The 26,776-nt window shown below is 69.8% G+C and carries 30 protein-coding genes; 18 read left to right on the top strand and 12 right to left on the bottom strand.

Annotated features, from left to right (window positions below):
• The first annotated feature begins 134 nt into the window (after positions 1-134).
• The 6 genes from fliF (at position 135) to PGN25_08240 (ending at position 7,671) form a co-directional block, all read left to right on the top strand.
• A complete protein-coding gene (fliF, locus tag PGN25_08215) occupies positions 135-1,841 on the top strand; it encodes a flagellar basal-body MS-ring/collar protein FliF (GenBank protein MEH3117572.1) in 1,707 nt (568 codons plus the stop codon).
• The gene (locus PGN25_08220) at positions 1,841-2,566 is read left to right on the top strand and encodes a hypothetical protein (protein ID MEH3117573.1); all 726 of its coding nucleotides are present in this window, start codon (positions 1,841-1,843) and stop codon (positions 2,564-2,566) included. Before fliF ends, PGN25_08220 begins: the two co-directional genes overlap by 1 nt.
• A 1-nt stretch (position 2,567) precedes the next feature.
• Positions 2,568-3,935: a MotB family protein gene (locus PGN25_08225; GenBank protein ID MEH3117574.1), complete on the top strand. Its 1,368-nt coding sequence runs from the start codon at positions 2,568-2,570 to the stop codon at positions 3,933-3,935.
• Positions 3,936-4,048: 113 nt separating this feature from the next.
• On the top strand, positions 4,049-5,347 hold the full coding sequence (locus PGN25_08230; GenBank protein MEH3117575.1) for a chemotaxis protein MotC: 1,299 nt from the start codon (positions 4,049-4,051) through the stop codon (positions 5,345-5,347).
• Between the two features lie 40 nt (positions 5,348-5,387).
• Entirely contained in the window at positions 5,388-7,163 is a 1,776-nt protein-coding gene (locus tag PGN25_08235; GenBank protein ID MEH3117576.1) for a flagellar hook-length control protein FliK, read from the top strand.
• Positions 7,117-7,671: a transglycosylase SLT domain-containing protein gene (locus PGN25_08240; GenBank protein MEH3117577.1), complete on the top strand. Its 555-nt coding sequence runs from the start codon at positions 7,117-7,119 to the stop codon at positions 7,669-7,671. Before PGN25_08235 ends, PGN25_08240 begins: the two co-directional genes overlap by 47 nt.
• Before the next feature lie 302 nt (positions 7,672-7,973).
• Here the strand turns inward: PGN25_08240 and PGN25_08245 are convergent, their stop codons facing one another.
• From PGN25_08245 to motA, 8 genes are all read right to left on the bottom strand, one after another.
• Positions 7,974-8,669 carry a response regulator transcription factor gene (locus PGN25_08245; protein ID MEH3117578.1) on the bottom strand — a complete coding sequence of 232 codons (696 nt, stop codon included), beginning with the start codon at positions 8,667-8,669 and terminating at the stop codon, positions 7,974-7,976.
• A gap of 264 nt (positions 8,670-8,933) precedes the next feature.
• Complete coding sequence (locus PGN25_08250) at positions 8,934-9,377, bottom strand: hypothetical protein (GenBank protein MEH3117579.1); 444 nt, start codon at positions 9,375-9,377, stop codon at positions 8,934-8,936.
• The gene (gene flhB, locus PGN25_08255) at positions 9,374-10,438 is read right to left on the bottom strand and encodes a flagellar biosynthesis protein FlhB (protein ID MEH3117580.1); all 1,065 of its coding nucleotides are present in this window, start codon (positions 10,436-10,438) and stop codon (positions 9,374-9,376) included. The genes PGN25_08250 and flhB overlap by 4 nt, the downstream gene beginning before the upstream one ends.
• 52 nt (positions 10,439-10,490) lie before the next feature.
• Positions 10,491-11,567: a flagellar motor switch protein FliG gene (locus PGN25_08260; protein ID MEH3117581.1), complete on the bottom strand. Its 1,077-nt coding sequence runs from the start codon at positions 11,565-11,567 to the stop codon at positions 10,491-10,493.
• Between the two features lie 22 nt (positions 11,568-11,589).
• Positions 11,590-11,916, bottom strand: a complete 327-nt coding sequence (fliN, locus tag PGN25_08265) for a flagellar motor switch protein FliN (protein MEH3117582.1) — start codon at positions 11,914-11,916, stop codon at positions 11,590-11,592.
• Between the two features lie 273 nt (positions 11,917-12,189).
• Positions 12,190-12,486, bottom strand: coding sequence for a hypothetical protein (locus PGN25_08270; protein ID MEH3117583.1), 297 nt, complete (start codon positions 12,484-12,486; stop codon positions 12,190-12,192).
• A complete protein-coding gene (locus PGN25_08275; protein MEH3117584.1) occupies positions 12,470-13,462 on the bottom strand; it encodes a FliM/FliN family flagellar motor switch protein in 993 nt (330 codons plus the stop codon). The genes PGN25_08270 and PGN25_08275 overlap by 17 nt, the downstream gene beginning before the upstream one ends.
• Before the next feature lie 13 nt (positions 13,463-13,475).
• Entirely contained in the window at positions 13,476-14,351 is an 876-nt protein-coding gene (gene motA / locus PGN25_08280; protein MEH3117585.1) for a flagellar motor stator protein MotA, read from the bottom strand.
• 184 nt (positions 14,352-14,535) lie between these two features.
• Here motA and hslV point away from each other — a divergent pair, with 184 nt between their 5' ends.
• The 5 genes from hslV (at position 14,536) to PGN25_08305 (ending at position 18,264) form a co-directional block, all read left to right on the top strand.
• Positions 14,536-15,096 carry an ATP-dependent protease subunit HslV gene (gene hslV, locus PGN25_08285; GenBank protein MEH3117586.1) on the top strand — a complete coding sequence of 187 codons (561 nt, stop codon included), beginning with the start codon at positions 14,536-14,538 and terminating at the stop codon, positions 15,094-15,096.
• A gap of 114 nt (positions 15,097-15,210) precedes the next feature.
• Entirely contained in the window at positions 15,211-16,524 is a 1,314-nt protein-coding gene (hslU, locus tag PGN25_08290; protein ID MEH3117587.1) for an ATP-dependent protease ATPase subunit HslU, read from the top strand.
• A 2-nt stretch (positions 16,525-16,526) separates the two neighbouring features.
• Positions 16,527-17,417, top strand: coding sequence for a DMT family transporter (locus tag PGN25_08295; protein MEH3117588.1), 891 nt, complete (start codon positions 16,527-16,529; stop codon positions 17,415-17,417).
• Between the two features lie 62 nt (positions 17,418-17,479).
• Positions 17,480-17,764: a DUF1778 domain-containing protein gene (locus PGN25_08300; GenBank protein ID MEH3117589.1), complete on the top strand. Its 285-nt coding sequence runs from the start codon at positions 17,480-17,482 to the stop codon at positions 17,762-17,764.
• A 14-nt stretch (positions 17,765-17,778) separates the two neighbouring features.
• Positions 17,779-18,264, top strand: a complete 486-nt coding sequence (locus PGN25_08305) for a GNAT family N-acetyltransferase (GenBank protein MEH3117590.1) — start codon at positions 17,779-17,781, stop codon at positions 18,262-18,264.
• 10 nt (positions 18,265-18,274) lie between these two features.
• Here the strand turns inward: PGN25_08305 and PGN25_08310 are convergent, their stop codons facing one another.
• Both PGN25_08310 and PGN25_08315 read right to left on the bottom strand, forming a co-directional pair.
• Positions 18,275-19,336, bottom strand: coding sequence for an MBL fold metallo-hydrolase (locus tag PGN25_08310; protein MEH3117591.1), 1,062 nt, complete (start codon positions 19,334-19,336; stop codon positions 18,275-18,277).
• Positions 19,337-19,502: 166 nt separating this feature from the next.
• Positions 19,503-20,591 carry an aromatic ring-hydroxylating dioxygenase subunit alpha gene (locus tag PGN25_08315; protein ID MEH3117592.1) on the bottom strand — a complete coding sequence of 363 codons (1,089 nt, stop codon included), beginning with the start codon at positions 20,589-20,591 and terminating at the stop codon, positions 19,503-19,505.
• 386 nt (positions 20,592-20,977) lie between these two features.
• Here PGN25_08315 and PGN25_08320 point away from each other — a divergent pair, with 386 nt between their 5' ends.
• A complete protein-coding gene (locus PGN25_08320; GenBank protein ID MEH3117593.1) occupies positions 20,978-21,226 on the top strand; it encodes a hypothetical protein in 249 nt (82 codons plus the stop codon).
• Here PGN25_08320 and PGN25_08325 read toward each other — a convergent pair.
• Together PGN25_08325 and PGN25_08330 are read right to left on the bottom strand one after the other, a co-directional pair.
• On the bottom strand, positions 21,216-21,548 hold the full coding sequence (locus PGN25_08325) for a hypothetical protein (protein MEH3117594.1): 333 nt from the start codon (positions 21,546-21,548) through the stop codon (positions 21,216-21,218). The two genes, PGN25_08320 and PGN25_08325, sit on opposite strands and share 11 nt — an antisense overlap.
• Before the next feature lie 98 nt (positions 21,549-21,646).
• The gene (locus PGN25_08330; protein MEH3117595.1) at positions 21,647-22,117 is read right to left on the bottom strand and encodes a hypothetical protein; all 471 of its coding nucleotides are present in this window, start codon (positions 22,115-22,117) and stop codon (positions 21,647-21,649) included.
• Positions 22,118-22,417: 300 nt separating this feature from the next.
• On the opposite strand from PGN25_08330, the gene PGN25_08335 reads away from it, so the two are divergent.
• The 6 genes from PGN25_08335 to PGN25_08360 all read left to right on the top strand — a co-directional run bounded on the left by PGN25_08335 (position 22,418) and on the right by PGN25_08360 (position 26,632).
• The gene (locus PGN25_08335; protein MEH3117596.1) at positions 22,418-22,639 is read left to right on the top strand and encodes a glutathione S-transferase; all 222 of its coding nucleotides are present in this window, start codon (positions 22,418-22,420) and stop codon (positions 22,637-22,639) included.
• A 16-nt stretch (positions 22,640-22,655) separates the two neighbouring features.
• The gene (ffh, locus tag PGN25_08340; GenBank protein MEH3117597.1) at positions 22,656-24,218 is read left to right on the top strand and encodes a signal recognition particle protein; all 1,563 of its coding nucleotides are present in this window, start codon (positions 22,656-22,658) and stop codon (positions 24,216-24,218) included.
• On the top strand, positions 24,215-24,562 hold the full coding sequence (locus PGN25_08345; GenBank protein MEH3117598.1) for a chorismate mutase: 348 nt from the start codon (positions 24,215-24,217) through the stop codon (positions 24,560-24,562). Before ffh ends, PGN25_08345 begins: the two co-directional genes overlap by 4 nt.
• Positions 24,562-24,924, top strand: coding sequence for a 30S ribosomal protein S16 (gene rpsP, locus PGN25_08350; protein ID MEH3117599.1), 363 nt, complete (start codon positions 24,562-24,564; stop codon positions 24,922-24,924). The genes PGN25_08345 and rpsP overlap by 1 nt, the downstream gene beginning before the upstream one ends.
• 65 nt (positions 24,925-24,989) lie before the next feature.
• Positions 24,990-25,661: a ribosome maturation factor RimM gene (rimM, locus tag PGN25_08355; protein MEH3117600.1), complete on the top strand. Its 672-nt coding sequence runs from the start codon at positions 24,990-24,992 to the stop codon at positions 25,659-25,661.
• A 254-nt stretch (positions 25,662-25,915) separates the two neighbouring features.
• Positions 25,916-26,632 carry a hypothetical protein gene (locus PGN25_08360; protein MEH3117601.1) on the top strand — a complete coding sequence of 239 codons (717 nt, stop codon included), beginning with the start codon at positions 25,916-25,918 and terminating at the stop codon, positions 26,630-26,632.
• Positions 26,633-26,776: the final 144 nt, after the last annotated feature.

The following is a 26,776-nucleotide window of genomic DNA, read 5'->3' on the forward strand; positions in this document are numbered from 1 at the left end:
CAGCGGGTGCTCCGGGTCTGGGGCGAGACCCGACGTTCCATCACGCCGCCCGCGCCGCGCAAAGCCCCGCGCAAGGCTGAGGCGCAACATGGCCGCCGGACCAGTGTCGGGTCCGGGCTGGGGTTGGCCGCAGGATGTTCGGGCGCGAGCAAGCCGAGAGATTGTGGGGCAACATCGTCGATCTCGGCGCGAGGCGGCTGATCGCCCTCGGGCTGGTCGGCCTGCTGGTGTTCCTCGGCGTCGGCGTCGGCGCGTACTACCTGAGCCGCCCGGCGCAGGAGATGCTCTATACCGGCCTGTCGCGCGAGGACGTATCGCGCATCGGCGGCGTCCTGAAGGACAACGGCATCCCCTTCGACGTGTCGTCCGACGGGACCGCCGTGCTCGTCTCCTTCGGCCACACCGCCCAGGCGCGGATGCTGCTCGCCGAGAAGGGCCTGCCGCAGAGCTCGAAGTCCGGCTACGAGCTGTTCAACGATCTCGGCTCGCTCGGCATGACCTCGTTCATGCAGGAGGTGACCCGGGTGCGGGCGCTGGAGGGCGAGATCGCCCGGACCATCCAGGGCATGAAGGGCGTGCGCGCCGCCCGCGTCCACTTGGTGCTTCCCGACCGCGGCTCGTTCCGCCGCGACCAGCAGCCGGCCTCGGCCTCCGTGGTGGTGCGCACGGAGCCCGCCGACGACGTGTCCGGCGCCCAGGCGATCCGCCACCTCGTCGCCTCCGCCATCCCCGGCATGAAGCCCGATCGCGTCACGGTGATCGGCTCCGAGGGCACGGTGCTGCTCGCGGGCGACGATTCGGCCACGGCGCCGACCGGCAAGATGGCGAGCCTGGAGAAGTCGGTGAGCCGCGAGATGCAGGACAACATCCGCCGCACGCTCAGCCCCTATCTCGGCGTCGGCAATTTCGAGGTCAGCGTCGCGACGCAGCTCAACACCGACAAGACCTCGACCAACGAGACGATCTACAACCCCGACCAGCGGGTCGAGCGCTCGGTGCGCTCCGTGCGCGAGAACGAGAACAGCCAGAACCGCAACAGCCAGCGCCCGACCAGCGCCCAGGAGAACCTGCCCGACCAGCGCACCCGCTCGGACGGCAACGACCAGTCGAGCAACGAGAGTTCGAAGAAGGAGGATCTCACCAACTACGAGATCTCCCAGAAGACGATCCAGACGGTGAGCGACGGCTACGCCATCCGCCGCCTCTCGGTCGCGGTGCTGGTCAACCGCTCGCGGCTGACGGCGCTGGCCGGGCCCGACGACAAGGCCGGCATCGACCGGCAGATCGCGGAGATCGAGGAACTCGTCGGCTCGGCCGCGGGCTTCAGCAAGGAGCGCGGCGACACGATCAAGGTCGCGGCGGTCGGCTTCGTCAACGACGGCCAGCCGCTGGAGCCGGTGCCGCCGCTCTCGCTCACCGACGTGATGATGAAGCAGTCCGGCACGCTCATCAACGCGGCGACGATCCTCGTCGTGGCGGGCCTCCTGATCTGGTTCGGCCTGCGCCCGGCCCTGCGCGCCATCCTGGCGACGCCCGAGGCGGCTCGGACCGAGGCCGCGCTCGCAGGCCCGGACGGCGCGCCCGCGCTGACGGCGGGCACGGCCGGAGCGCTCGGGATGGACGCGGCGGCGCTCGCCGCGCCGGGCGGCACCATCGCCGGGGCCGCCGGCCCGAACGAGGCGCCGAAGCTCCCCGCCCCGGGCGTCGCCGGCCTCATCGAGGAACTGGAAGACAAGATGGCGCGCTCGCCGCAGAAGCGGCTGGAGCAGCTCATCGACATCGACGAGGAGCAGGTCGCGGCCGTGCTCAAGCGCTGGCTCATGCGTGAGGAGCCGGCCTGATGGACGCGGCGATCGCCCGCTACCTCCCGGATTTCTCCGCCCCGCCTGCGCCCGCGGCGGTCGCCGGCGAGCCGGATTTTTCGGGAACTTGGTTCCGGCCCGCCATCGGCGCTGCGGCCCCCGCCGCGCCGGCTCCGGTCGAGCCCGAGATCGAACCGTTCCTGCCCCGCCCCGCCGCTGCGGCCCCACGGCCGGCGGAGGATCGCGAGGCGCCGATCGCCGCCGCCGAGGCGCGCGGGCGCGAAGAGGGCCGGGTCGAGGCGATGGCCGAAGCCGATGCACGGCGTGCCCAGGAGCGCACCGAGGAACGGGCCGCCTTCGAGGAACGCCTCACCGAAGCGCGCCGGGCGTGGACGCAGGCGCAGGGCGAGACGTTGGCCGCAGGGTTCGCCGGCGCGATGCGGGCGCTCGAAGCCGATCTGTCCGCCCGAATCGCGCGGCTGATCGCGCCCGTTCTCGGGCTTGCCCTGCAACGGCAGGCGCTCGACGAGCTCGCCATGGCCCTGAAAAGAATCCTGGCCGAACCGCAGCGGGCAGCGGTGCAGGTGCGCGGGCCGGAAGACCTGATCGCCGCCCTCGCGGCACGGCTCGGCGCCCTCTCGGCCGGGATCGCCTTCGAGGCGGACGAGGGGCCGGATGTGACGGTGAGCGCGGGCGAGACCGTGATCGAGACCGAACTGGCGGCCTGGAGCCGCCTGATCGCCGCGGCGATCGCGGAGGCGTGAGATGTCCGAGCACGCCCGCGAGATCATCATCGTCAAGCGCCACGGCGACCACGAGGACGGCCATCACGGCGGCGCCTGGAAGATCGCGCTCGCCGACTTCATGACGGCGATGATGGCGCTGTTCCTGGTGATGTGGCTGATCAACTCCACCAGCAAGGAGCAGAAGCAGACCATCGCCGAGTACTTCAACCCGGTGAAGCTCGCCGAGGTCACCCACGACCGCAAGGGCGTGAACGACCCGCAGGACACGCCCAACGACCCGGCCCCGACCGGCAAGGGCGAGGCCGGCGACGCCGCGGGCAAGGCCGACGCGCCCGGGGCCCCGGGCAGCCGCGCCCGCGAATCCGCCCTGTTCCAGGATCCTTACGCCGTGCTGGCGAAGCTCGCCGCGGAAGCCGAGACCGCCGGTCCCGAGGCCGCGAGCGCCGATGCGAGCGCCCTCGACGCCGGCCAGCCGGGCGTGGCCGGCGGCGAGACCGGGCGCGACCCGTTCGACCCGCTCTACTGGCAGGTCGCCGCCCTGCCGCGCCAGCGCACGGAATCGCCCGGCGCCCTCGACACCGTCACGGCCGCCCCGGCCGAGGCCCGCCTCGACGCGCGCGCCCAGTCCCCGACCCCACCGGGCAAGGCGAAGGAATCGCCGAAGGACATCGCCCGCCAGAGCCTGCAGGAGGCGATGCGCAAGGCCGGGGTGAAGCTCGCCTCCGCCGAGCCGATGCCGGTGGCCGACGTTCCGGCAATCAAGCCGGTTGATTCCGTCAAGCCTGCGCCCGGGGCCGCACCGGAGATGCCCGCGCCCGACGGCAACCCGGCGCAGCCCGAGCCGAAGCCCGTCGCCAAGCTGGAAGAGCCGGCCAGGGAGCCGGTCACCGGTGCCGATCGAGCCGCGAAGGCGGCCGAGGCCGCGGCCTTCGCGGCGCTGAAGTCCGAGATCGGAAGGGCCGTGCCGTCGCCGCCCAACGGCGCGCCCGCGCCGCATGTCGAGGTGCGCCGCATCGGCGAGGGCGTGCTGGTCAGCATCACCGACGAGATCGGTTTCAGCATGTTCGGGATCGGCTCAGCCGAGCCGACGCCGAAGGTGGTCAAGGCGCTGGAGCGCATCGCCAAGATCCTGAACGCCCGCCCCGGCCGCATCGTCGTGCGCGGCCATACCGACGCGCGCCCGTTCCGCTCGGACACCTACGACAACTGGCGCCTGTCCTCGGCGCGGGCGCAGATGGCCGCCTACATGCTCGTGCGCGGCGGCCTCGACGAGGCACGCATCGAGCGCATCGAGGGCTACGCCGACCGCCAGCCCCGCATCGCCGCCGATCCCAAGGCCGCGGAGAACCGCCGCATCGAGATCCTGCTGCGGGGGCTGCCGGAATGATGTTTCGGAGTCCTCGCAGGCGCTCCATCGCCCGGCGTCGCAAGGCCGTCCTTGCGAGCCGTCAGGCGAAGCCATCCGGCACCGCGACGCCGGAAGGGGCTTCGCGGCGTCCGATGCCGGAGGCGCGCCCCGCATCCGCCGCCCGATCCGCATCCCGGCTTGGCGCCCTCGCGGCAGCCGCGCTCGCTCTCGCCGCCGCTGCCCTTCCGGCCATGGCGGCGGAGCACGGCGATCACGCGCCGCCCGCGGACGCCCACGCGTCCGACGACCACGGCGGCCACGGCGCGTCGGCGAAACCGATCGAGCCATTGCCCGTGGCCGCGCGCGGCCTGCCCGTCGAACTCACCCGCACGCTCCAACTCCTGCAGGACCGGATCGCCCGCGGCTCGACCCAGGCCCATCTCGCCCAGCGCCAGCTCCTCGGCCATATCGAGCAGCGGCTGATCGCGCTGCCGCCCGAAACCTGGGCCGAGCCCGAGAACCTGCGCGCCGCCGTCGCGTTCGCCCTGGCCGGCGGCGGGCCGGCCGTGCTGCGCGCCGTTCTCGCTGCCGGCAGGATGCCGGAGGCGGAGCAGCCGCTGGCGCTCGGCGCCCTCGCCTATCTGGAGGGGCGCGAGAAGGAGGCGCGGGCCAAGCTTTCCGGCATCGATGCGCATACGATGCCCGCCGGGCTCGCGGGCCAGCTCGCGCTGACGCAATCGGCGCTGACGGTGCGCGAGGCACCGGCCCGGTCGCTCGAACTGCTGGACCTCGCACGGCTGCTCGCCCCCGGCACCCTGGTGGAGGAAGGCGCGCTGCGCCGCCAGATCTTCGTGGTGGCGCAGGGCGGCGATGCCCGGCGTTTCGAGGCCCTGGCGATCCAGTACCTGCGCCGGTTCCGCCGCTCGGTCTACGCCGGCAACTTCCGCCAGCGCTTCGCCGCGGCGCTGACCCGCCTCGACTTCGACAGCGACCGCACCCGGATCGCCAGCCTGGAGCGGATGCTCGACGAGATCGAGCCGGAGAGCCGGCGCGACCTCTACCTGCTCGTCGCCCGGGCCGCGCTGGAGCAGGGCCGGCGCGAGACCGCCCTGTTCGCCGCCGAGCGGGCGACCGGTCTCGCCGCGCCGGATTCGCGGCCGGCGGCGCAGGCGCGGCTCTACCGCGGCGCGGCGCTGATCGTGGCCGAGGGCGGTTTCGAGGAAGGCTACGAGACCCTGCGCGACCTCGACCGGGCCGACTTCGCGCCGGCCGACGCGGATCTCCTCGACGCGGCGCTCTCGACCGCCCGGCAGATCCGCACGCCGGCCCCCATCGCCGCCGTCCCGCCGCCGTCTCCAGCCGGGCGGGCGATCCCCGAATCGGGCTCGCTCCTGCGGGCGCAGGAGGCCCTGGCCCGGGCCGAACGCGCCATGGCGGCGAGCGCGCCGTGACCCCGACCCCGCTCCCGAACCATCGGACGACCCACCCGTGATGCGGTCCCTCGACACCCTGTCCCCACCGCGGCCGAAACCGGAGGCCGGCAGGCCGTCCGCGGGCGAGGAGGCGGGCGCGCGGGCCGCACCCGGCTTCAAGGCCCTGCTCGGTTCGCTCAAGGACGGCCCGGCCTCGGCCGACGAGTCCGAGACCGCCGCCTCGAAGGAGGAACCGGCCGCCGCGCAGACGCCTCAGGCCGCCGGCGTCGACGCGTCCGGCTCGGTCCTGCAGGCGCTGATGACGCTCGCCGGCGGCGGCGTTCCGGCGGCGGCGCCCACGCCGGAGGCCGGACTCGCCGCCATGGTACAGCGCGCCGCGGCGCGGAGCGGCGCAACGGCCCTGTCCGGGGGAGAGGGGGCGGCCCCGCAGGTCTCCGTCCTCGGCCTGGAAACGCATTTCGCGCCGGTCCGGCCCGGCGGGCTCGCGGCCGGCGGCCCGGAGGATGGCCGGCAAACCGCCGACCCGACGCTCGCTTCCCCGGCCGTCCCGGCGGCCGGCGGCATCGGTGACGGACCGGCCGACCGAGAAGGCGCGGCGGAACCGCACGCCGTCCCACCGCCTCCGGCACGGCTCGGCGATGCGGTGGCGGCGACGCCGTCTCCGACCGCCGCGAGAGCCGTCCTCGCGCGTCCGGACGCCGAAAGGCCGCCACCGTCACGGCAGCCCCCCGACGCCGCCCCCGCGGCGATCGGCGCTTCCGGAAACGGATCCGACCCGTCCGTCCCGGTCTCGAGCGGCGGTCCGCCGCCCGCGGACGCGCTTCCCCTCCCCTCGTCCGACGCCCCCGCGGCGCGGGCCGGCGCGGCCCCTGCACGCCCGGCCTTCCCGGACGGCGCGCATCATCCCTCCGTCGAGGCGGCGACCGCTGCGGCTGCATCGACGCCGAGCCCGCACAAGGCCCCCGCATCGATGCCGGTCGCCGGCCCTGCCGTCGCGCGCACCGCCGCGACGGGGCCGGGTCAGCCGCCGTCCGAAGAGCCGGCCGGTTCGGACCGACCCGATTCCGCACCCGCCGCGACGGCGCCGTCCGTCACCCCGGACCGGGCACGGCGCTCGCCCGAGCCGCGGACGGAGCCCGCGGCCGAGATCGTCCGCCCGACGACGGATCGCGCCGCGCAGGCGATGACGCGCGATACGACGGAGGGCCGGAGCGAGCCGACCGCGGGCCGGCCGCAAGGGCCGGACACGATCGTCGCGGCGCCCCATGCGGCCGGGGTGGACGCGGCCCCGGTCGCGGTTCCGGCCTCGCCCCAGCGCCAGATCGTCGATGCGCTCGCCGCGCAACCGCCCGCCGCCGCGTCCGCGGCTCAGGGCCGCCCGGCGGCGATGCCCGCCGAGGCCGGTCCGCTGAAGATTCTCACGCTTCAGCTCCACCCCGCCGACCTCGGCTCGGTGCTGGTGCGGATGCGCCTTCAGGACGGGCGCCTGGAGATGAGCCTGCGCACCAGCCGCGAGGAGACCGCCGAGCGCCTGCGCAACGAGGGCGACCTGCTCTCCGGCCTGCTGCGCGAGGCCGGCTACGAACCCGACGTCCTCACCATCCAGGCGGGCGGGGGCGAGACTCGGGGAGAGGCCTCGCCGCGGGCCCAGGGCCTCGCGTCCTTCGCCGGGTCGCAGGGCGGACAGCACGAGCGACAACAGCCGGGCGCGCCGACGCCCGACCATTCGGGCCGACGCCCTGCCCCGCAGCGGGAGGAAGCGGCCATGCCGACCGAGGAGCAGGACCATGAGACGGAGACTCGCCGCCGCGTTCGCGGCAGCCTGTATCTCTAGCGCCGCCGGCCCGGCGGCGGCCAACGTGTGCGAGCAGCAGATGGCGCGGGCCGCGGCCCGGCACGGGGTGCCGCTCGGCATGCTCTACGCGGTCGGTCTCACCGAGAGCGGCAAGCGCGGCTCGCTCCAGCCCTACGCCATGAACATCGAGGGCAAGGCCTATTTCGGCACCAGCGCGGCGGACGTGATGCAGCGCCTCGACCAGGCCCGGCGGGAAGGCGTGCGCCTGGTCGATCTCGGCTGCATGCAGATCAACCATCACTATCACCGGGCGAAGTTCGCCTCGCTGGAGGCCATGATCGATCCGGCCCAGAACGTGGAATACGCCACCCGCTTCCTGAAGGAGCTGAAGGAGCGCGAGGGGAGCTGGACGCTCGCGGTGGCGCGCTACCATGCCGGCCCCAATAACAACCCGGCGCAGAAGGTCTACGTCTGCCGGGTCATCACCAACATGGTCGCCACCGGCTTCGGCAACTGGACGCCGGGGGCGAAGGCATTCTGCCGGTAGCCGGACCCATACGACATCCGCCTGATCGCTTCAGGATCTCCTTCGTCTTTGCGAGGCGAAGCCGATACGGCTGGAGAATGGTATCGGATCGCTCGAAAGTCTACCCGGCTTGCGTCGCGATGCTGGATTGCTTCGCCTGACGGCTCGCAATGACGGCGCGGATTATCCCCCACCGTCATTGCGAGGCTTCAGCCGAAGCAATCCAGCCGGCTCGACCTTTCCGGATCGGGCGGCGCCCTGGATCGCTTCGCTGACGCTCGCGATGACGGAAGCGATCCCGAAGATCGACCGGACTTTCTGCATCACCCGACGTAGGTGTAGCCCATGTAGCGCTTGGCCTCGATCGGGTCGCGCCCGAGCCGCTCGGTGAGCTTCTTGCGCAGCTTGCTCACGTGGCCCTCGATCACGCTCTCCTCGACGCCGTTGCTGTAGACACCGTAGACCACGTTGAAGACCTGGGTCTTGGTGAGCCGCCGCCCGCGGTTGCGCACGAGGTATTCGAGGATGTGCCGCTCGCGCCGCGGCAGGGACAGCGGCACGCCGTCGATCTCCGGGTCGCGTCCGTCGTGGAACACCTTGAGGCGTTCGGCGGTGGGCTCCGCCGCCTCGGCGCCCTCGCCCGTGACCGGCAAGGCGCCGTTGACCCGGCGCCAGATCGCCTCCGAGCGGGCCAGGATCTCACGGACATGGACGGGCTTGGGCAGCACGTCGTCGATGCCGGATTCGAGCAGCTCCACGGTCTGTTCGAGGGAGCGCAGGTCGGCGAGCGCGATGATCGGGGCGCGGGACTGCTTGCGGATGCTGGCGGCGCACTTCGCCCGCTCCGCGAAATCGCCGAGGAGGAAGCCCTGAACCGCGTCGAGATCGCTGCGCGAGGCCGCCCGGAGCCAGTTCAGGAACTCGTCGGGCAGGAGTCCGAAGGACGAGATGCCTTCGCGCTCGAAGCTGGCTTTGTAACCTGCGTTCACCGAGTCGCGCGGATCGACCAGGAAATACATCGACGACCCTCCTTTCGATCCGGCGGGATCGCCCGCGGCCTTGCGCTGCGAGGGAAGCGAGATTCACGGCAGGATGGGAGCCACCGCTCTGCCGCATCGCGCTGAGACGCCGAGGCAAGTTTTCAATCTCGCGCAGAGCGGCGGAGGTCAATCGTGCGCGTGTCATCCGAGCGCACCGGCCTGCATTCAACATGGGCGCGTGGCATTCGTGCCGCGTCCGCGAGGTCCGATCGATCCCTTCGGGCCGGCCGATGCCGTCGGTCCTCAGGCATGCCCGACCCGGGCCTGATCGAGGGCGTCCGCGAAGCCGTCGAGGCAGAGCCCGGCGGTGTCCTCGGCGACGATGCGCTGGATGGCGACGCCCGCGAACACCTCGTCGAGCACCAGCTTGAAGAAGACCGTCATCGGCCGGGCGGTGAACTCCATGTCGAGCACCACCTGCATCGAGCGGCCCCAGTCGAGGCACACATCGGCCCCGTCGGCATAGGTCAGCACCGATTCCTTGAAGAACAGCTCGGCGGAGGAGGCGACTACGTCGGCAATGTTGCCGTGGCGCTGCCCGCGAATCCAGCCGATCAGCACGCCGCCGTCGACGAGGCACAGTTCGGCGATGAAGCCGCGCAGGGCCCGGGCGAAGATCTCCTCGGCCGCCGCGAGGGCGTCCGGCGGCGGCGATCCCGGCGCGAAACGGTGGACCTGGGGGGTCATCGGGCCCTCGCGAAGAGGAAGAAAAGGATCTGCGCCACGGCGCGGTAGAACTCCGCCGGAATCGTCTGATCGACCTGCACAACATCGTACAGCGACCTTGCGAGAGGCTTGTCTTCGATCACGGCGATGCCCTTTTCCTCGGCAATCGCCCGGATTCGCAGCGCGATCAGGTCCTGCCCCTTGGCGAGCACGAGCGGGGCCGGGTTCTCGGTGGGCTCGTAGCGGAGCGCCACGGCGAAGTGGGTCGGGTTGGCGATCACCACGGTCGCCCGGTCGACGTTGGCGAGCATCCGGTTGCGGGCGCGGTCCTGGGCGAGCGAGCGCAGCCGCGCCTTGATCGACGGATCGCCCTCGGTCTGCTTGTGCTCGTCCTTGAGGTCCTGTCGCGACATCCGGAGCGAGCGCTGCCAGCGCAGCCGCGCCCAGACCAGATCGCCCGCCACGATGACGATGGTGGCGATGGCCACCGCCGAGACGAGGCGGATCGAGACGGTGAGGATCAGTTCGGGCAGTTGGCTCGGATCGACGAACATGGCGTTCACGGCTCTTGTCCGCTCCGAGCGGAGGAGCAGAAGGGCGACGACACTGACCGACAGGAATTTAACGAGGGATTTCAGGAACTCGACCTGACCCGAAGTCCCGAAGATCCGTGAGAGCCCGGCCGTCGGCGAGACCCGCGACCATTTCGGCGCGATCCGGTCGAGGACGAAGCGGGGCAGGCTCTGGAACAGCGAGGCCGCGAGACTGCAGACCGCCAGGACCAGCAGGATCGGCAGGAGGAAGCGGCCCGCCGCCCATGCCACCCGGCTCATCAGCAGCATCGCGTCCCCGCCGGTCTCCAGGGAGAAGCCGCGCGGGTCGTCGAGGAGCGGCGCGAAGTCCCGTGCGAGCTGCGCCGCCTGCCCCCGGGCGAACAGCGTCAGCCCGATCAGCAGGCCCAGCGTCGAGGCGAAGACCGGCGCCTCCCGCGAGAACGGGATGTCGCCCTTCTCGATCGCCTCCCGGACCCGCCGCTCGGTCGGGGCTTCGGTCTTGCTCTCCTGGTCCTCGTCCCCCGCCACGGGTCAGACCCGGCGGCTGCGGACGAAGAAGAGGCGAGGCTCGACGCAAGGCTCACCGGATGAGCGCCTCATCCTCGCCTCCCGGATTGATCTCGATCTCGCCGCGGCCGGCCATGTCCATGGCGAGATCGGTGATGGAGCGGCGCGCCTCCAGCACGTCGCGCTGCGCCGCCGGCTCGCCGCCGTTCAGTTCGTGCTCGACCATGCGGCGCACCCGCGCCGAGAGCGCGCCGAGCACGGTGCCCCGGAACTCCGCGTCCGTGCCCTTCAGCGCCAGCACCAGCCGGTCGTTGGGCACGGCGTCGAACAGGGTGGTGCGGGCGCGCGGCGCCAGCTTGACGATGTCGTCGAAGGTGAACAGCAGGCCCTTGAGGATCTCGACCGATTTCGGGCGCGACTCGCCGAGGCTGGAGAGCACGTCGTCCATCTGCTGGCGCTCCATCTTGTTGATGATATCGGCCATCTTGGCGTGGGTGTCGGCGCCGGAATTGCGCGCGCCGTTGATCATGAAGTCCTCGTGCAGCGTCTTCTCGATGCTGTGCAGCACCTCGTCGACGATCGGCTTGAAGCTCAGCATCCGCCGCATCACCGTGTTGCGCAACGGCGCGGGCAGGTGGCCCATCACCTTGGCGGCGGTGGCGGGCTTCACCTTGGACAGGATCAGCGCCGCGGTCTGGGGATGCTCCTTGACGAGGTAGCTCGCCAGCACGCTCTCCTGCACCGTGCCGAGCCGCTCCCAGACCGAGCGGGTGGCGCTGCCGCGCACATCCGCCAGGATGTCGGAGATCTGGTCGGCCGGCAGCAGGCCGGTGAGCAGCTTCTCGATCTCGCCGGCCGTGCCGACCAGGCTGTTGCCGGCGGAGAACTCGGCGGAAAAGTTCTCCACCACCGCGTCGAGCTGCTCGGGGCTGACCGCGCCGAGATGCGAGGCCGAGCGGGTGATGCGCTTGAGTTCGTCCGGCTCGAAATACTTGATCAGCCGGCCGGCCGCGGGCTTGCCCATGGCGAGCAGCAGCGCCGCCACCTGATCGACGGGGTCGAGCCGCCGCGCCGCGGCGCGCGGAGCGACCGGCGCCGGGGGCAGCGCGTCCCCGGCAACGGGGCTCGATGACGAAGGGCTCGATGACATGGCGGCCCGCCTCTCGCGAGGCTCAGCTTGTCTGGTCGGCGGCGGAGGGGCCGACCACCTCGGTCAGCGACACGCCGAAGCGGGAATTGTCCTCCTCGACGATGACGATCTCGCCACGGGCGATGACGCGGCCGTTGACCATCACGTCCACCGGCTCGCCGACCCGGTGGTCGAGGGGCACGACGGCGCCGCGCCCGAGCTTCATCAGGTCGGCCACGGGCATCGACGCCGAGCCCAGCACCACCTGCATCAGCACCGGGATGCGCAGGATCGAATCGAGGTTGCGCCCGTCGCCGACGCGGGGCTCGGCGCCGGCGAGTTCGGTGTCGGGGAAGGGGCTGCTGCTCATCGCTCGGGCTCGGTGGGGTCGGCTTGGCCGTGAGGCCGGTCTAGCCGGCGTGGCTGACGCGAGGCTGTCGCCGGACGTTTCGGGCCGGAGAGCGCGATCGGCCTCCGTCGCGGCGCCCGGATCGCTTCGCTGACGGAGGAGGCAGACCCGCACCGTCATTGCGAGGCGAAGCCGAAGCGATCCAGGGCGCCGCCTTCTCCGGACAGGTCGCGCGGCTGGACCGCTTCGCCCGCACCCGCGGAGACGGTCGCGAGACCTCGCCCGACAGCCGCCTCACGCCTTCTCGGACCGCGCCGCGACGAGCGCGGCCCTCGACGCCTCCAATGCGTCCAAGGCCGCCCGCGCCTCCTCGATCTTGAGGCTCAGGGCCTCCAGAACCTCGCGGCCCTCCTCCTTGAAGGAGCGCACCGCCTCGCCGGCCTGGGTCAGCGCCACGCCGGAGGCGGCCACCGCCGCGCCGTACTCGGCCTGGGTCCGGTCGAGGCGCTTGAGCTTGAGGTACATCGGCACCACGCAGGCGCTCGTGGCCACGAGCGCCACGAGGAGCACGCCGTCAACCAGGGAGCCCATGGCCGCCCTCCTTCTCCGGATTGATCGCATCCTCCACCCGCAGGACGTAAGCCCCCTGCGACTGGCCGGCCCGGCACCAGAACAGCGGCCGGTCGTTGCCTTCGAGCTTGACCCGCGTCGCGGGCGTCGCGTCGAGGGCGATCACCTGTCCGACCTTCAGCCCGGCGATCTCGCCGAGCGTCAGGTGGCGCTCCTCCAGAACCGCTCGCAGGCGCACGGTGGTCTTCTGCACCTCGGCCGCGATCTGCTCGGCCCAGCGCGGGTCGCGGGCGGCGGACTCGCCGGTCAGCACCTTGCCGAGCGCCGGGCGCAAGGGGTTCAGCACCGTCTGCGGGATGATGAGGAACATCTCGCCGCCGCGGTTGAGCGCCTGGAGCAGGAACTTGGCCTGCACCGCCTTGTTCGAGCGCCGGCCGATCACCGCGAACTCCATCCGGGTCTCGGTCCGCTCCAGGCGAAAGCTCGTCTGCGAGACGAGGCCGAAGGAGGATTCGAGCGCCTTGCCGACCTGCTCGAACACCATCTGCGCGATGCGCAGCTCGATCGCCGAGAAGGTGCGCTCGTCCTCCACCGGCGGCTCGGAGCCGTCGGAGCCGAACAGCACCTCGGTCATGGTGTAGATGAAGTCGCGGTCGAGCCCGACGAGGACGTGCCCGTCCCAGCCCGGCGCGTGGAAGATGCCGACCACCGCATTGGCGTCGTAGGCGTCGAGGAACTCGCCGAAGCGTCCGCTCTCGACACCGCTCAGGGAGTAGAAGGTCGAGGAGGCGGCCAGGTGCTTGGCCGCGTCGCCGCAGGCGGTGGCGAGGCGGTCGAACACCACGCTGAGCATCGGCAGCCGGTCGAGCGACAGGCCGCCGGCCTCCTGGATGCGGGCGCGGATGTCGGTCGCGGGCTTCGATCCCGTCACGAAGGGAGGAAGAGCGGGAGCAGCCTCGGATTCGGCCGCCGCGTCGGTGGGCTGGATCGCGTCCATCTGGAAAGAAGCCTTACGCCGCGGCCGGTTCGGCACGGGCGCCGGGCACGGTGGCGCTCTCGACCTCGTCGATGGTCGGGCGGTCGGCGCCGGCGATGCCCTTGCGGCCGTGCTCGATCGCGACCTGGGGCAGCGCACCGTTCATGTAGGCGATCAGGCTCTGCTTCACGATGGTGTAGGGGGCGCACTGCTTCTCGCGCACGCCCTTCACCTTGATGGCGAGGGGGGCCAGGACGCCGTAGGAGGCGAACACGCCGAAGAAGGTGCCCACCAGCGCCGCGCCGATCAGGCCGCCGAGGATCTGCGGCGACTGGTCGAGCGCGCCCATCGCCTTGACGATGCCGAGCACCGCCGCGACGATGCCGAGCGCCGGCAGCGCCTCGGCGACCGTGTTGATCGCGCCGTAGGGCTTGAGCACCGCCTTTTTGTGCGTGCCGATCTCCTCCTCCATCAACGCCTCGATCTCGTGCGAGCGGGCGTTGCCGATCAGGATCAGGCGGCAATAATCGCAGATGAACAGCACCAGATCCTGGTTCCTGGCCACCTCGGGATAGTTCTTGAAGATCTCGGAATTGGCCGGATCGTCGAAATGCGTCTCGACCTCGTTGCGCGGCTTGGTCTTCAATTCGCGCATCAGCGCGTGCAGGAGCCCCAGCAGCGAGAGGAAATCCTGGCGCTTCGGCCCCTTGTCGGTGAAGGCCTCCATCGTCGCCTTGCCGGAATCCATCACCACCTTCAGCGGGTTGGCGATGACGAAGGTCCCCGCCGCCATGCCGCCGATGATGACGAACTCCCAGGGCTGCCAGATCACGATCAGGTGCCCGCCCATGGCGACGAAGCCGCCGAGCATGCAGCCGATCGCGATGAGAAGGCCGACGAGGATGCCCATGACGCGGCTCCGGAGGACAACCGTTGCGGGGACGGGTGCCGACGCGCGACGCCCCTTCGTGCCGGAGCGGATAGGCGCGTTGGCTTGCGCGGAGCTTTTTGGGGCGATGCGGCGACCCGGCTTGGAGACGGGCCCGCGAACGCATAACTGAGGCTCGGCCTTTCTCTCGAACCGGAGCGCTTCCTTGGCCCAAACCGACGATCGCCTGCCGCAGATGCATGCCACCACGATCCTGATGGTTCGCAAAGGCGGCCGGGTGGTGATCGGCGGCGACGGCCAGGTCAGCCTCGGGCAGACCATCGTGAAGGGCAACGCCCGCAAGGTCCGGCGGCTCGCCAAGGGCAGCGTGATCGGCGGCTTCGCGGGCGCGACGGCGGACGCCTTCACCCTGTTCGAGCGGCTGGAGGCCAAGCTGGAGCAGTATCCCGGCCAGCTCACCCGCGCCTGCGTCGAGCTCACCAAGGATTGGCGCACCGACCGGTATCTCCGCCGCCTGGAGGCGATGATGCTGGTGGCCGACAAGGAGGTGAGCCTTCTGCTCTCCGGCTCCGGCGACGTGCTGGAACCCGAGACCGGCGTGATGGCGATCGGCTCCGGCGGCAACTTCGCGCTGGCCGCCGCGCGGGCCCTCGAAGACGGCGACCTCGACGCCGAGGCGATCGTGCGCCGCTCGATGAAGATCGCCGCCGAGATCTGCGTCTACACCAACGGCAACCTCGTGATCGAAGCGCTCGACGCGGCCTGAGGCGCGGCGCCCTGGAAAGCCGGGCTTCGCCCGCCTAGATCGTCCTTCGGGGGAGGCTCCGCGTTCGACGCGCCGCCCCGCGAGACCCCAAAAAGAATCGGCCGCAGGAGCCCGATGACCACCTTCTCTCCCCGCGAGATCGTCTCCGAGCTCGACCGTTTCATCGTCGGCCAGAAGGACGCCAAGCGCGCGGTCGCCATCGCGCTGCGCAACCGCTGGCGCCGCCAGCAACTGAAAGGGCCGCTGCGGGACGAGGTGGCGCCCAAGAACATCCTGATGATCGGCCCGACCGGCTGCGGCAAGACCGAGATCGCCCGCCGTCTCGCGCGCCTCGCCGGCGCGCCCTTCCTCAAGGTCGAGGCGACGAAGTTCACGGAGGTCGGCTATGTCGGCCGCGACGTGGAGCAGATCGTGCGCGACCTCGTCGAGGTCGGCATCGGCCTGACGCGGGAGGAGAAGCGCAAGGCGGTCAAGGCCAAGGCGGAAGCCGCGGCCGAGGCGCGCATCCTCGACGCGCTGGTCGGCCCGACCGCGAGCCAGGCGACGCGCGAGAGTTTTCGCAGGAAGCTGCGGGCCGGCGAACTCGACGACAAGGACGTCGAGATCGAACTCGCCCCATCCGGCCCGCAGGGCATGCCGATGTTCGAGATTCCCGGCATGCCGGGCGCCTCGATGGGCGCGATCAACCTCTCCGACATGCTCGGCAAGGCGCTCGGCGGCCAGCGCGGCAAGCCGCGCCGGATCACCGTGGCCGACGCCTACGCGCCGCTGATCGCCGAGGAGAGCGACAAGCTCGTGGACGACGACGCGCTCACCCGCGAGGCGATCCGCGAGGTCGAGGACAACGGCATCGTCTTCCTCGACGAGATCGACAAGATCTGCGCCCGCGAGGGCCGCTCCGGCGCCGACGTGTCGCGCGAGGGCGTGCAGCGCGACCTGCTGCCCCTGATCGAGGGCACCACGGTCGCGACCAAGCACGGGCCGGTGAAGACCGACCACATCCTGTTCATCGCATCCGGCGCCTTCCACGTCTCGAAGCCCTCCGATCTGCTGCCCGAATTGCAGGGCCGCCTGCCGATCCGCGTCGAGTTGCAGCCGCTGACGATCGAGGATTTCAAGCAGATCCTCACGGCGACGGAAGCGAGCCTGATCAAGCAGACGGTGGCGCTGATGGAGACGGAAGGGGTCACCCTCGACTTCAGCGAGGACGCCATCGACGCGCTCGCCCGCGTCGCCGTGGAGGTGAACGGTTCGGTGGAGAATATCGGCGCCCGCCGCCTCCAGACCGTGCTGGAGCGGGTGATCGACGAGATCTCGTTCACCGCCACCGACCGCTCCGGCGAGACGGTGCCGATCGACGCGGGCTACGTGCGCGAGCGGGTGGCGGACCTCGCCGCCGACACGGATCTCAGCCGCTTCATCCTCTGACCGTGCGCGGACGGTCCGATGCCTCCGGCGTGGCCTTGCCCATCCTCGCCCTGGTGGTGGGGATGGTCTCGATCCAGAGCGGGGCGGCGCTGGCCAAGGGCCTGTTTCCGGTCGTCGGCGCGGCCGGCGTCACGACCTTGCGCGTCGGCTTCTCGGCGCTGATCCTGCTCGCGGTCTGGCGCCCGTGGCGGCGCAGCCTGGAGCGCGGCGAGGCCGGAGCGATCGCGCTCTACGGCGCCGCGCTCGGGCTGATGAACCTGCTGTTCTATCTGGCGCTGCGCACCATTCCGCTCGGGATCGCGGTGGCCATCGAGTTCACCGGACCGCTGGCCGTGGCGCTGTCGGGCTCGCGTCGGGGGCTCGATCTCGCCTGGATCGGCCTCGCCGTGCTCGGACTCGGCCTGCTGCTGCCGCTCGGCGACACCGTCGCCCTCGACCCGACGGGCGCGGCGCTCGCCCTCGGCGCCGGCCTGTGCTGGGCGGGCTACATCGTGTTCGGCCAGCGTGCCGGCCGTGCCGGTGGCGGGCGCGCGGTCGCCCTCGGCATGACGGTCGCCGCCGCCGTCGTGGCGCCGGTCGGGATCGCGGATGCAGGAACGGGCCTGCTCACCCCCAACACCCTCGCCACGGGCCTCGTCATCGCCGTGCTGTCGAGCGCCCTGCCCTATTCGCTGGAAATGTTCGCCCTCACCCGGCTCCCCCGTCCGGCCTTCGGCGTGCTGATGAGCCTGGAACCGGCCGTCGCCGCGCTCGCCGCCCTGGCCCTGCTCGGCGAGCGGCTGACGCCGGTCCAGTGGGGCGCCATCGGCTGCATCGTGGCGGCGTCGGCGGGGATCACGGCGGCGGGCCGGCAGCCCGGCAACAGGCCTCAGCAAGAGGATTCGGCCGCATAAATCCTTTCTTGAACGCACCCTCGACGTACGGCATTCTGCCATACTTATCAGAGGATCATGCCGTGGCCGAAAATTCCCTGCGGAGTGCGCGACTCGAAACCCGCATCGCGCCCGAGACCCTGACCCTCGCCAAGCGCGCTGCGGAGATCGAGGGCCGTTCGCTGAGCGACTTCGTGGCTTCCGCCGTCAAGAGCGCAGCGCGGCGTACCATTGAGGAGGCGCACGTCCTGCAACTGACATTCGAGGGACAGCAGCGTTTCGCCGATGCCCTGATCAAGCCGGCAGAGCCGGGCGACGGATTGCTGCGGGCGGTCAGGCGGCATCGCGATCTGATCGGCGAGCCGTGATACCGCCCTATCGGGTGGAACCGCTTGGAACCGGGCACGACCGCCAGACCTTCGCAAGCGGCGTCGAAGCGCTCGACCGCTACATCCGCGATCTGGCGAGCCAGGACATGCGGCGGATGGTCAGCAAGTGCCACGTCGCCTGTCTGGCCGGTTCGATGGAGATTGCCGGCTACTATACCCTTGCGGCGGCCGAAATCCCGGTGAACGCTCTTCCCGAGACGACGGCCCGCAAGCTGCCGCGCTATCCGACGGTCCCCGTGGTGCGGATGGGTCGACTCGCCGTGGATCGCCGTCATCGCGGTGTCGGTCTCGGGGCGGCGCTGATCGTCAACGCCGTGTCCCAGGTGCTGCGCGCCGAGATCGCCGCCTTCGCCCTCGTGGTCGATGCCAAGGATGAGGGGGCCGCCGTCTTCTACGAGGGCCGCGGCTTCAGCAGGATCGCGGATCGCGTTCTGGTGCTGCCCCTGGCAACGGCACGCAAGGCGCTTCCGTCCGGCTGAGGCACCGGCTCTACCCCTCCCAAACCTGCCCCGGCCGCAATGCCAGGAACCGCTCCGGCGGCACTTCGGCCGCGGCGAGCGCCTCGGCCAGCGCCTCGGCGGGGCGCTCGATGCCCTCGTCGGTGAGCTTGAAGGTGCCCCAGTGGTGGCCGAGCGCCTGATCCGCACCGAGCCGTGCCAAGGCCTCCACCGCATCGGCCGGGTTCATGTGCTGCGGCTGCATGAACCAGCGCGGCTCGTAGGCGCCGATCGGCAGGGTGGCCAGCCGCGGCGGGCCGAACCGGGCGCGGATCTCGCGGAAGACCGCGCCGTCGCCGAGGCCCGTGTCGCCGACATGGTAGTGCACGCCGCGCGGCGTGGTGAGCAGGAAGGCGCACCAGAGCGCCATGCGCCGGTCGTTGAGGCCACGGGCGGACCAGTGATTGGCCGGCGTCAGATGCGCGGTGATGCCGGCGCCGAGATCGACCGACTCGCCCCAGTCCCGGCTCTCGACATGCATCGTCTCGTCGTAGCCGCGCAGGATCGCGTCGTTGCCGAGCGGCGCCACGATCAGCGGCTGGTGGTCCTGCCACAGCCGGGCGAGCGCCGGCCCGTCGAGATGGTCGTAGTGGTTGTGGGTGATCAGCACCGCGTCGATCGGCGGAAGGTCGGCGTAGGCGATGCCCGGCGGGTTGACCCGCTTCGGACCGGCGAAGCGGAACGGGCTCGCGCGCTTGGCGAAGACCGGATCGACCAGGATGTTGCGGCCGGCCACCTGGAACAGGTAGCTCGCATGGCCGATCAGGACGACGCGCAGGCCCTCGACCCGCTCCGGCGGCTTGTCCGGCGCGAACGGGCTCGGAAAGCTGGCCGGCCACGCTTCGCGCTTGGCGGTCATCCGCCAGCGGGCAACGTCGGAAAGATCCTTGTCCGGCGGCTGGTTGGGGGCGTGGAAGCGCAGGCCGTCGAAATGGTCGCTCTCGGGCCCGCGGTAATAGGGGTTCCTGCCCCGGCGATGCGCGGCATAGCCGACGCCGCCCAGGGTCATCACCGTGGCCGCGCTGGCGACCGTGAGCAGGCGACGCTTCTTCATACGGCCAAGATGGCCCGCCCGCTCGGCCGTTCAAGCGCGGCGCGCGGCCTCAGGTGAGGGTCGGATCGCCGCCCGCCACCGGAACGAGCGCCGGCGGTGGCGACGATCACGGTGCCGTCGATGCGGCCGTGCCGTGCTCGGCAGGCCATCCCTTCACATCACAAGCTCAGGAGCGCCAGCGCAATTCCTGGCGGGTGAGCGGGTTGGCGAAGGGCCGGCCCGCGCGCGCGGCCTCCAGCGCCTCACGCTTGAGGCGGAAATACCATTGCGAAGGCAGGTCGCCCTGGCCGAGCAGCACCATGGTCGGCTTGCGGTCGAGACCGGTCTGGGCGTGCTGGAGCACCTGCTGGTCCTGGGTCAGGAACTGGCGCATCAGCGGCCGGGCGATCGGCTTCAGCAGGTTGAGCGCCGGCATGCTCCAGTAGAGCGCGTTGGTCAGCATCGTGCGGTCGGCCGCAAGAGGCGTGGCGAAGGTGTAGTTCGCCACCCGCTTCGCGCCGGCCCTGATCCGCTCCAGCCGTACGCCCGGCAGGCGAAACTCGATCTCGACCTCCGGCGCCCCACCGAGCAGACGGTAGACCGGCGAGCTCTTCGTGGTCGCGTGGCTCGTCATGACGAAGCCATGCGGCACCGGCTGGAAGGTCTTCACCTTCTCCCGCAGTTCCTTGGAGGGCCGGAACCACCACGTGTCGTGGACGAAGGCGACGTGGCCGGGATCGACGAGGCTCAGCGTGGTGAGGTCGAACGAGGCCTCGACCTCCAGTTCGAGCACGAGGCTCCCCGCCGGCTCGAAGTCGAGGGCGGGCACCGCCGGCACCGCCTCGGGGCCGGGGGGGCCGAGATGCGGATTGACCCAGAGGAACCCGGCGCTCTCGACGACGGGGAAGCGCTGGATCGTGATGCGCGAGAAGTCCGAGGCGTCGTGCTCGGAGAGCGTCGGCACGTCGCGGCAGCCCCCGTCCGTGCCGAAGCGCCAGCCGTGGAACGGACACGTCAGCGTGTCGCCGTCGAACCGGCCCCTGGAGAGCGCCATGCCGCGATGGGGGCAGCGGTCGCGCAGGGCGAACAGGGCGCCGTCCCTGGCCCGGCCGAGCACCACCTGCTCGCCGTTCAGCGCGACCGCCCGCATCTTCCCTCCCGCGATCGCGGCGGCCGGGCCGACGCAGTACCACGCGTCGGGCAGCGGCTCGCGCATGGCGCGCGGGTCGAGGGCGTCGTCGGCGCTGGGAGCGCGCGGGGCGGCGGCAGAGGACATCTTCTAAACGGCGACCGATGCTGACGGGCGCCTTCTTTAAGCGCCTCGCGCTCCGCCTGCCAGCATTCCCGCCTCCCATCCGTTGTGCACCGCGGCGAGACAACGCAGGCGCCGGGCTTTCCCTCGGCGGAAACCCTCCCTACCTTGGGCTCACCCGCAACGAACGAAAGGAGGTGATCCAGTGTCTCATTGTCACTCTGCACCAAGCCGGCCGACTGGATCGAGCTTCAATCCTTTCAACGGCTTAGTGGCAATGCTCTAAGAACGTTCTAGGAACGTGAGACACCGGCTTGGGGTCTCAAAGTCTCACGCGAGACTTTGGTTTTCCGGGCCGGTGTTTTGCTGTGAAATTGATCCTTGAAGATCGCGTAGTAGCAGGAGGCATTATGGCCCTCGACGCCCTTCAGCAGGCGAAAGCCGAAGTCGCGGCACACAAGTTCATCAATGAGGCCTTATTGGCAATTATATTGAGGCTGCATAGCGGTGAGCCGATTGCTCAGGTGGTGCAAGGTTACGTTGACGAGCGATTGACCGACTCTACGGTTACCGGCCCGGACGCCGTTGAGTTCAAGAGGGCTATTAAGCACGCCGCTATCGACATTATCGCCCGCGGCTCAAACGCTTCTAAGACCTGAGGCAAACGTTCGGTGAGCGGATCGCTTCGAACCAATGGTGGCTTTCCGCAATCACAGCCATCGTCTCACGGATTAAGGCGCAGACCCACTCCTTGCCTTTGGTTGATAGATCGTCCCATTCGGGGGCTGCGAAGATACGTGGGACCGGGCTGCTGTCGTTGATGCTCTCGGCCATGACGTAGAACGCTGCAAGCGGAAGCGCTCTGATCTGTTCGGCCGTCTGGCGCTCGCCGCTCATAGCGCCGCCCCCTAGCTGCTTCAGGTATGTCACCAGCTTGCGGATGGCCGCGCTCGCCTGCTCCGGCGTGTGCGCCTGACGCATTCGCGAGGTCAAGGCAGGTTTCGTCGGACCGACCGGTTCGACAATGGAAGGGCCGCCCCGTCGGGCGGCCCTTCGCATGTCCGGCGACGGTGTATCGATCAGCGCTGCTGCGCCTGGAACAGCGGGGCGGCGAGCGCCTCGCAGCGGGCGCGCCAGAGGTCGCGCTCGGCCCGCAGATCCTCCATCTTGCCGACCTCCTCGGCGATGTGGCCGCGCAGCTCGCGGATCTCCTGCGCCAGGATGATCTGGAGCTCGTCGCGCCGTTCGGCCTCCAGCCGGAGCCGGGCCTTCAGCATCATGTTCTCGGCCATGATCTCGGCGACGTCCTCGTCCGCCGTCTCGGACGGATTCGCGGCCGTGACGAGGCGAGGTGCCCAGCCGGCGCCGCGCGCTTCGGGCCGCACCTCGGCATCGCGCGCGTTCGGAGCGGGTTCCGCCTCCGCCCGTGCGGCGGAAGCTTCGGTCACGGCGGCCCGCATCGCCGCGAGCCAGTCCCGCAGCGGCGCGGTGCCGGCGGGCGCCCAGAGGCCGGGCTCGGGGGACGGGGCCTGTCGCGCGGGTTCCGACATCGGGGGCAGTCCTCGTGCACCTCCAGCGGTGCGTCGGCGGTCATCAGAGCCGATCATGCTTAATGAAGGGTAAAGCTTAACCCCTCGGTGACCGTTCTTTCCGGGGACACGCGGAAGCGGTCCGGGATTGACTCGGGCCGGCACAGAGCCTATCCGCCCGGTTCCATTTCGACGAACGATCGTCACGATGAGCCGCCGACCGGTCCGAGAGACCGGAGGTCAACGTCCGACAGCGCGTCCGCGCCCTCGGGCGCGACCGTCGTTGCCGAACCTTCGCCGAAGCGCAACCCGAGTCCCGCCATGGCGCCCGCGAACGACCCTGCCCTGCGCATCGAGGATGCGGTCAACGATCTCTGCCCCTGGTCGGGCAGGCCGATCGCGGCCGAGGCGCTGACCCTGTACAACGGCGCGACGGTCGGCTTCTGCGATCCCGCGGCCAGAGACAAGTTCGCCCGCGCGGTGGCGGCCTTCGAGGACGCGCTGCGGGCGCGCCGCGTGGCCAATGCCGGCCTCCATCAGTAAGGACCTCTGAACCCGCATGTTCGAAGGCCTTTCCGACCGCCTTTCCGGCATCCTCTCCGGGCTGACGCGCCGCGGCGCGCTCACGGAAGCCGACGTCACCGCCGCCATGCGCGAGGTGCGCCGCGCCCTGCTGGAGGCGGACGTCGCGCTCGAAGTGGTGCGCTCGTTCACCGACAAGGTGCGCGAGAAGGCGGTGGGCGCCGTCGTGCTCAAGTCGGTGACGCCCGGCCAGATGGTCGTGAAGATCGTCAACGACGAGCTGATCGCGATGCTCGGCACCGAGGCGAGCGTCGTCGACCTGAACGCCCCCGCCCCCGTCGCCATCCTGATGGTCGGCCTCCAGGGCTCGGGCAAGACCACCACCACCGCCAAGATCGCCCGGCGCCTGGCGAGCCGCGAGAAGCGCCGGGTGCTGCTGGCCTCCCTCGACACGCGCCGCCCCGCGGCGATGGAGCAGCTCGCGGTTCTGGCGAAGCAAGTCGAGGTCGAGAGCCTGCCGATCGTCGCCGGCCAGTCGGCGGTGCAGATCGCCCGGCGCGCGATGGAGGCCGCCCGGCTCGGCGGCTTCGACGTGGTGATGCTGGACACCGCCGGCCGCACCACGCTCGACGAGGGCCTGATGACCGAGGCCGCCGAGGTGAAGGCGGCGACCGACCCGCACGAAGTGCTGCTGGTGGCCGACGCGCTCACCGGCCAGGACGCGGTCAACACCGCGCGCGCCTTCGACCAGCGGCTCGGCGTCACCGGCATCGTGCTGACCCGCATGGACGGCGATTCCCGCGGCGGCGCGGCGCTGTCGATGCGGGCCGTCACCGGCAAGCCGATCAAGCTCGTCGGCGTCGGCGAGAAGGTCGAGGCCCTCGAAGAGTTCCACCCGCAGCGGGTGGCCAACCGCATCCTCGGCATGGGCGACATCGTCTCGCTCGTGGAGAAGGCGGCCGAGACCATCGACCACGAGCAGGCCCTGCGCACCGCCGAGAAGATGCGGAAGGGCAGGTTCGACCTCGAAGACTTGTCCATGCAGCTCGCCCAGATGGAGAAGATGGGCGGCATCGGCGGCCTGATGGGGATGCTGCCCGGCATGAGGCAGATCAAGAAGCAGGTCGAGGGGGCCAACCTCGACGAGAAGATGTTCAGGCGCCAGCGCGCCATCATCTCCTCGATGACGCCGGGGGAGCGCAAGAACCCCGACCTCCTCAAGAACAGCCGCAAGAAGCGCATCGCGGCCGGGGCCGGCGTGAAGGTCGAGGAGATCAACAAGCTCCTCAAGATGCACCGGACCATGGCCGACATGATGAAGGCGATGGGCTCGGGGAAACGCGGCGGGATCGGCCAGGCGCTCGGCAGCATGTTCGGCCTCGGCGGCGGCATGCCCGGCGGGTTGCCGGGCGGCATGACGCTGCCGCCGGGCATGCCCGAGCCGACGCCGGAGCAGATCGCGCAGATCGAGAAGCAGTTCGGCGGCAAGCTGCCGCCGATGCCGGCGGGCTTGAGCGGCGGGAAGATGCCGAGCCTTCCGGGGCTGGGCGGGCCGAAGCTGCCGGGCCTCGGCGGCTTCCTGCCGGGCAAGAAGAAATGACGATCCTGTCCGCACAAGGGGTCGATCCCGAGCTGGCGGGCCTGCGCGAGAGCATCGACAACTTCGATGCCGCGCTCATCCATCTGCTCGCCGAACGCTTCCGCTGCACCCAGCGGGTCGGCGAGTTGAAGGCCCGCAAGGGCCTGCCTCCCTCCGATCCGGACCGGGAGGCGCGTCAGGTCAAGCGCCTGAGGAATCTCGCGGTCGAGGCCAAGCTCGACCCCGATTTCGCCGAGAAGTTCCTCGCCTTCGTGGTGAGGGAGGTCATTCGGCACCACCGTACGATCGCCGAGAACGTCGATCGCAGCGCCGATCTCAAGCAAGACACCGAAAGGAACGACTGATGTCCCTCAAGATCCGTCTCACCCGCGGCGGCGCGAAGAAGCGCCCCTACTACCGCATCGTCGTCGCCGACGCCCGCGCCCCGCGCGACGGCCGCTTCATCGACAAGGTCGGCGCCTACGACCCGATGAAGGCCAAGGACGATCCGGCCCGCATCGTGCTCGACAACGAGAAGATCCAGTCCTGGCTCGCCAAGGGCGCGCAGCCGACCGACCGTGTCCTGCGCTTCCTCGATGCCGCCGGCCTCGCCAAGCGTCCGGCCCGCAACAACCCGCAGAAGGCCGAGCCCGGCGAGAAGGCCAAGGAGCGCGCCGCCAAGCGCGCCGAGAAGGCTGCCGCCCCGGCCGAGGAGGCCGCGGCGTAAGCCTGCTCAACCCTTCCCCCTCCGCGGGGGGAGGGCGTTTTCGCCGCTCGAGACAGGCATCCTGCATGGCCCGCCGCCCCGGTTCCTCGTCGCGCGGACCCGCGCGGCCCGATCGTCTCGTACCGCAGGCGGTCACCTCGGCCCGCAAGCCGCAGGCGCCGAAATCCCCGATACCCGCCTCCCCCGACCCGAGCCTCGTCCTGCTCGGCGAATTCGGCCGCCCGCACGGGCTGCACGGCGAGGTTCGGCTGAAATCCTATACCGGCGAGCCCCTGGCGATCGCAGGCTACGGTCCCTTGCGCGCCTCCGACGGCCGCACCCTGGAATTCGAGGATGTCCGTCCCGCCCCCGGCGGCGCGCCCGACCTCCTGATCGTGCGGGTGAAGGGTGTGGACGACCGCACCGGCTCCGAGGCGCTCAACCGCGTCACCCTGGCGATCCCCCGCGAGCGCCTCGGCGAGGCGGAGGACGAGGACGAGTTCTTCCTCACGGACCTGATCGGCCTGACCGTCGAGGACGCGCGCGGCACGGTGATCGGCAGCGTCGTCGCGGTGCCGAACTACGGCGGCGGCGACCTGCTCGAAATCCGCCCGGCGGCCGGCGGCCCGACCGCGCTCCTGCCCTTCACCAGGGCCTTCGTGCCGACCCTCGACATCGCCGGCGGAAAGGTGGTCGCCGACCCGCCGCAGGATCTGTTCGCCCCGCCGGGGCCGAAGCCCGCCGACGATCCGGGCTAGCAATTTCAGAGTATCATCCCAGAAAGCAGACTACGTCTTTGAGAAGGAGCAAAGATAATCAAATATACGTCGAGCCTCACTGATTATGTTATTCGAAATAAATTCCAGAACATTGCGCAAAATCACTGTATTATAATCTGAACAGACCATAATTTGATGTCGGCGCAGGAGGTGTCGCAGCAACCATGCGGCAATATTGACTTTGTTTCGGCAGTAGTATCAAATGGGGGTGAGCTGGAGTATTTTATACTGCCATGAACCCACTTCAGATTCTGAAAAATGCCCAAAATGAAGTTCCGTCCTTGCGATTTGCAAGCGGACTTGTCGGTATCGCAGCCGCAGGAACGATCATTGTTTCGTTGATGTCGAAGAATGGAGACCCGTATATACTAGCCGGATCCGTTCTTGTCGGGATGGCTGTGCTATTCATTTTTAGCGTAGCGGTAACCAGCGGCGTTATTGGCGGGGGCTACGCAGCGTCCGCACTCATATGGTCAATAAATTTGTTCTTCATTACATTTTTATTTTTCACAGTATTCGCCTTTTCATCAGGCCTCCCGTGCAACTGGGCAAAATTCATTCGCGTAGACGCCGCCCAGCAATGTAATGGCTACAGAAGATATTCGAGCGGCGATCAAGACCCTGTGCGGAACGAAAGATCTCAAGAGGTTAGCGCATTCACATACGATGCCCAGGTAGGTTCGGGCCAAAGCGCACAAAGATGGCAGCGCCTGAGCGACGATCAATGGATTGAAACATATCCAAGCAGCAATCCACAGAGTCCGAATTATTTTAAGAGGATCAAGAGAATCAGTTATAGCGGCTGCGATGGCGTGGTTCTTTCGAAAATAGGCGACAATGAATTTCAGATTCTTATTCCCGACAAAGATTGTCCCAACAAAGGGATAAAATTTCGGACATCACCAGATCAAAAATGGATTGGCCTACCATCAATGTATAATATAATCTAGAAATTAGACTTAGTATAAATTATGGCAACATCATCTGAATGTATAATACCGTTTCCGCTTGATCGCTTCGGGTTTCGCCTCCCTCCGCCCTCGCGAGCGGCCGCGAAGCGATCCAGGGCGCCACAGGTCCGGAAAGGGCGCGCC

Source organism: Methylorubrum populi (assembly GCA_036946625.1).
GTDB lineage: Bacteria > Pseudomonadota > Alphaproteobacteria > Rhizobiales > Beijerinckiaceae > Methylobacterium > Methylobacterium populi_C.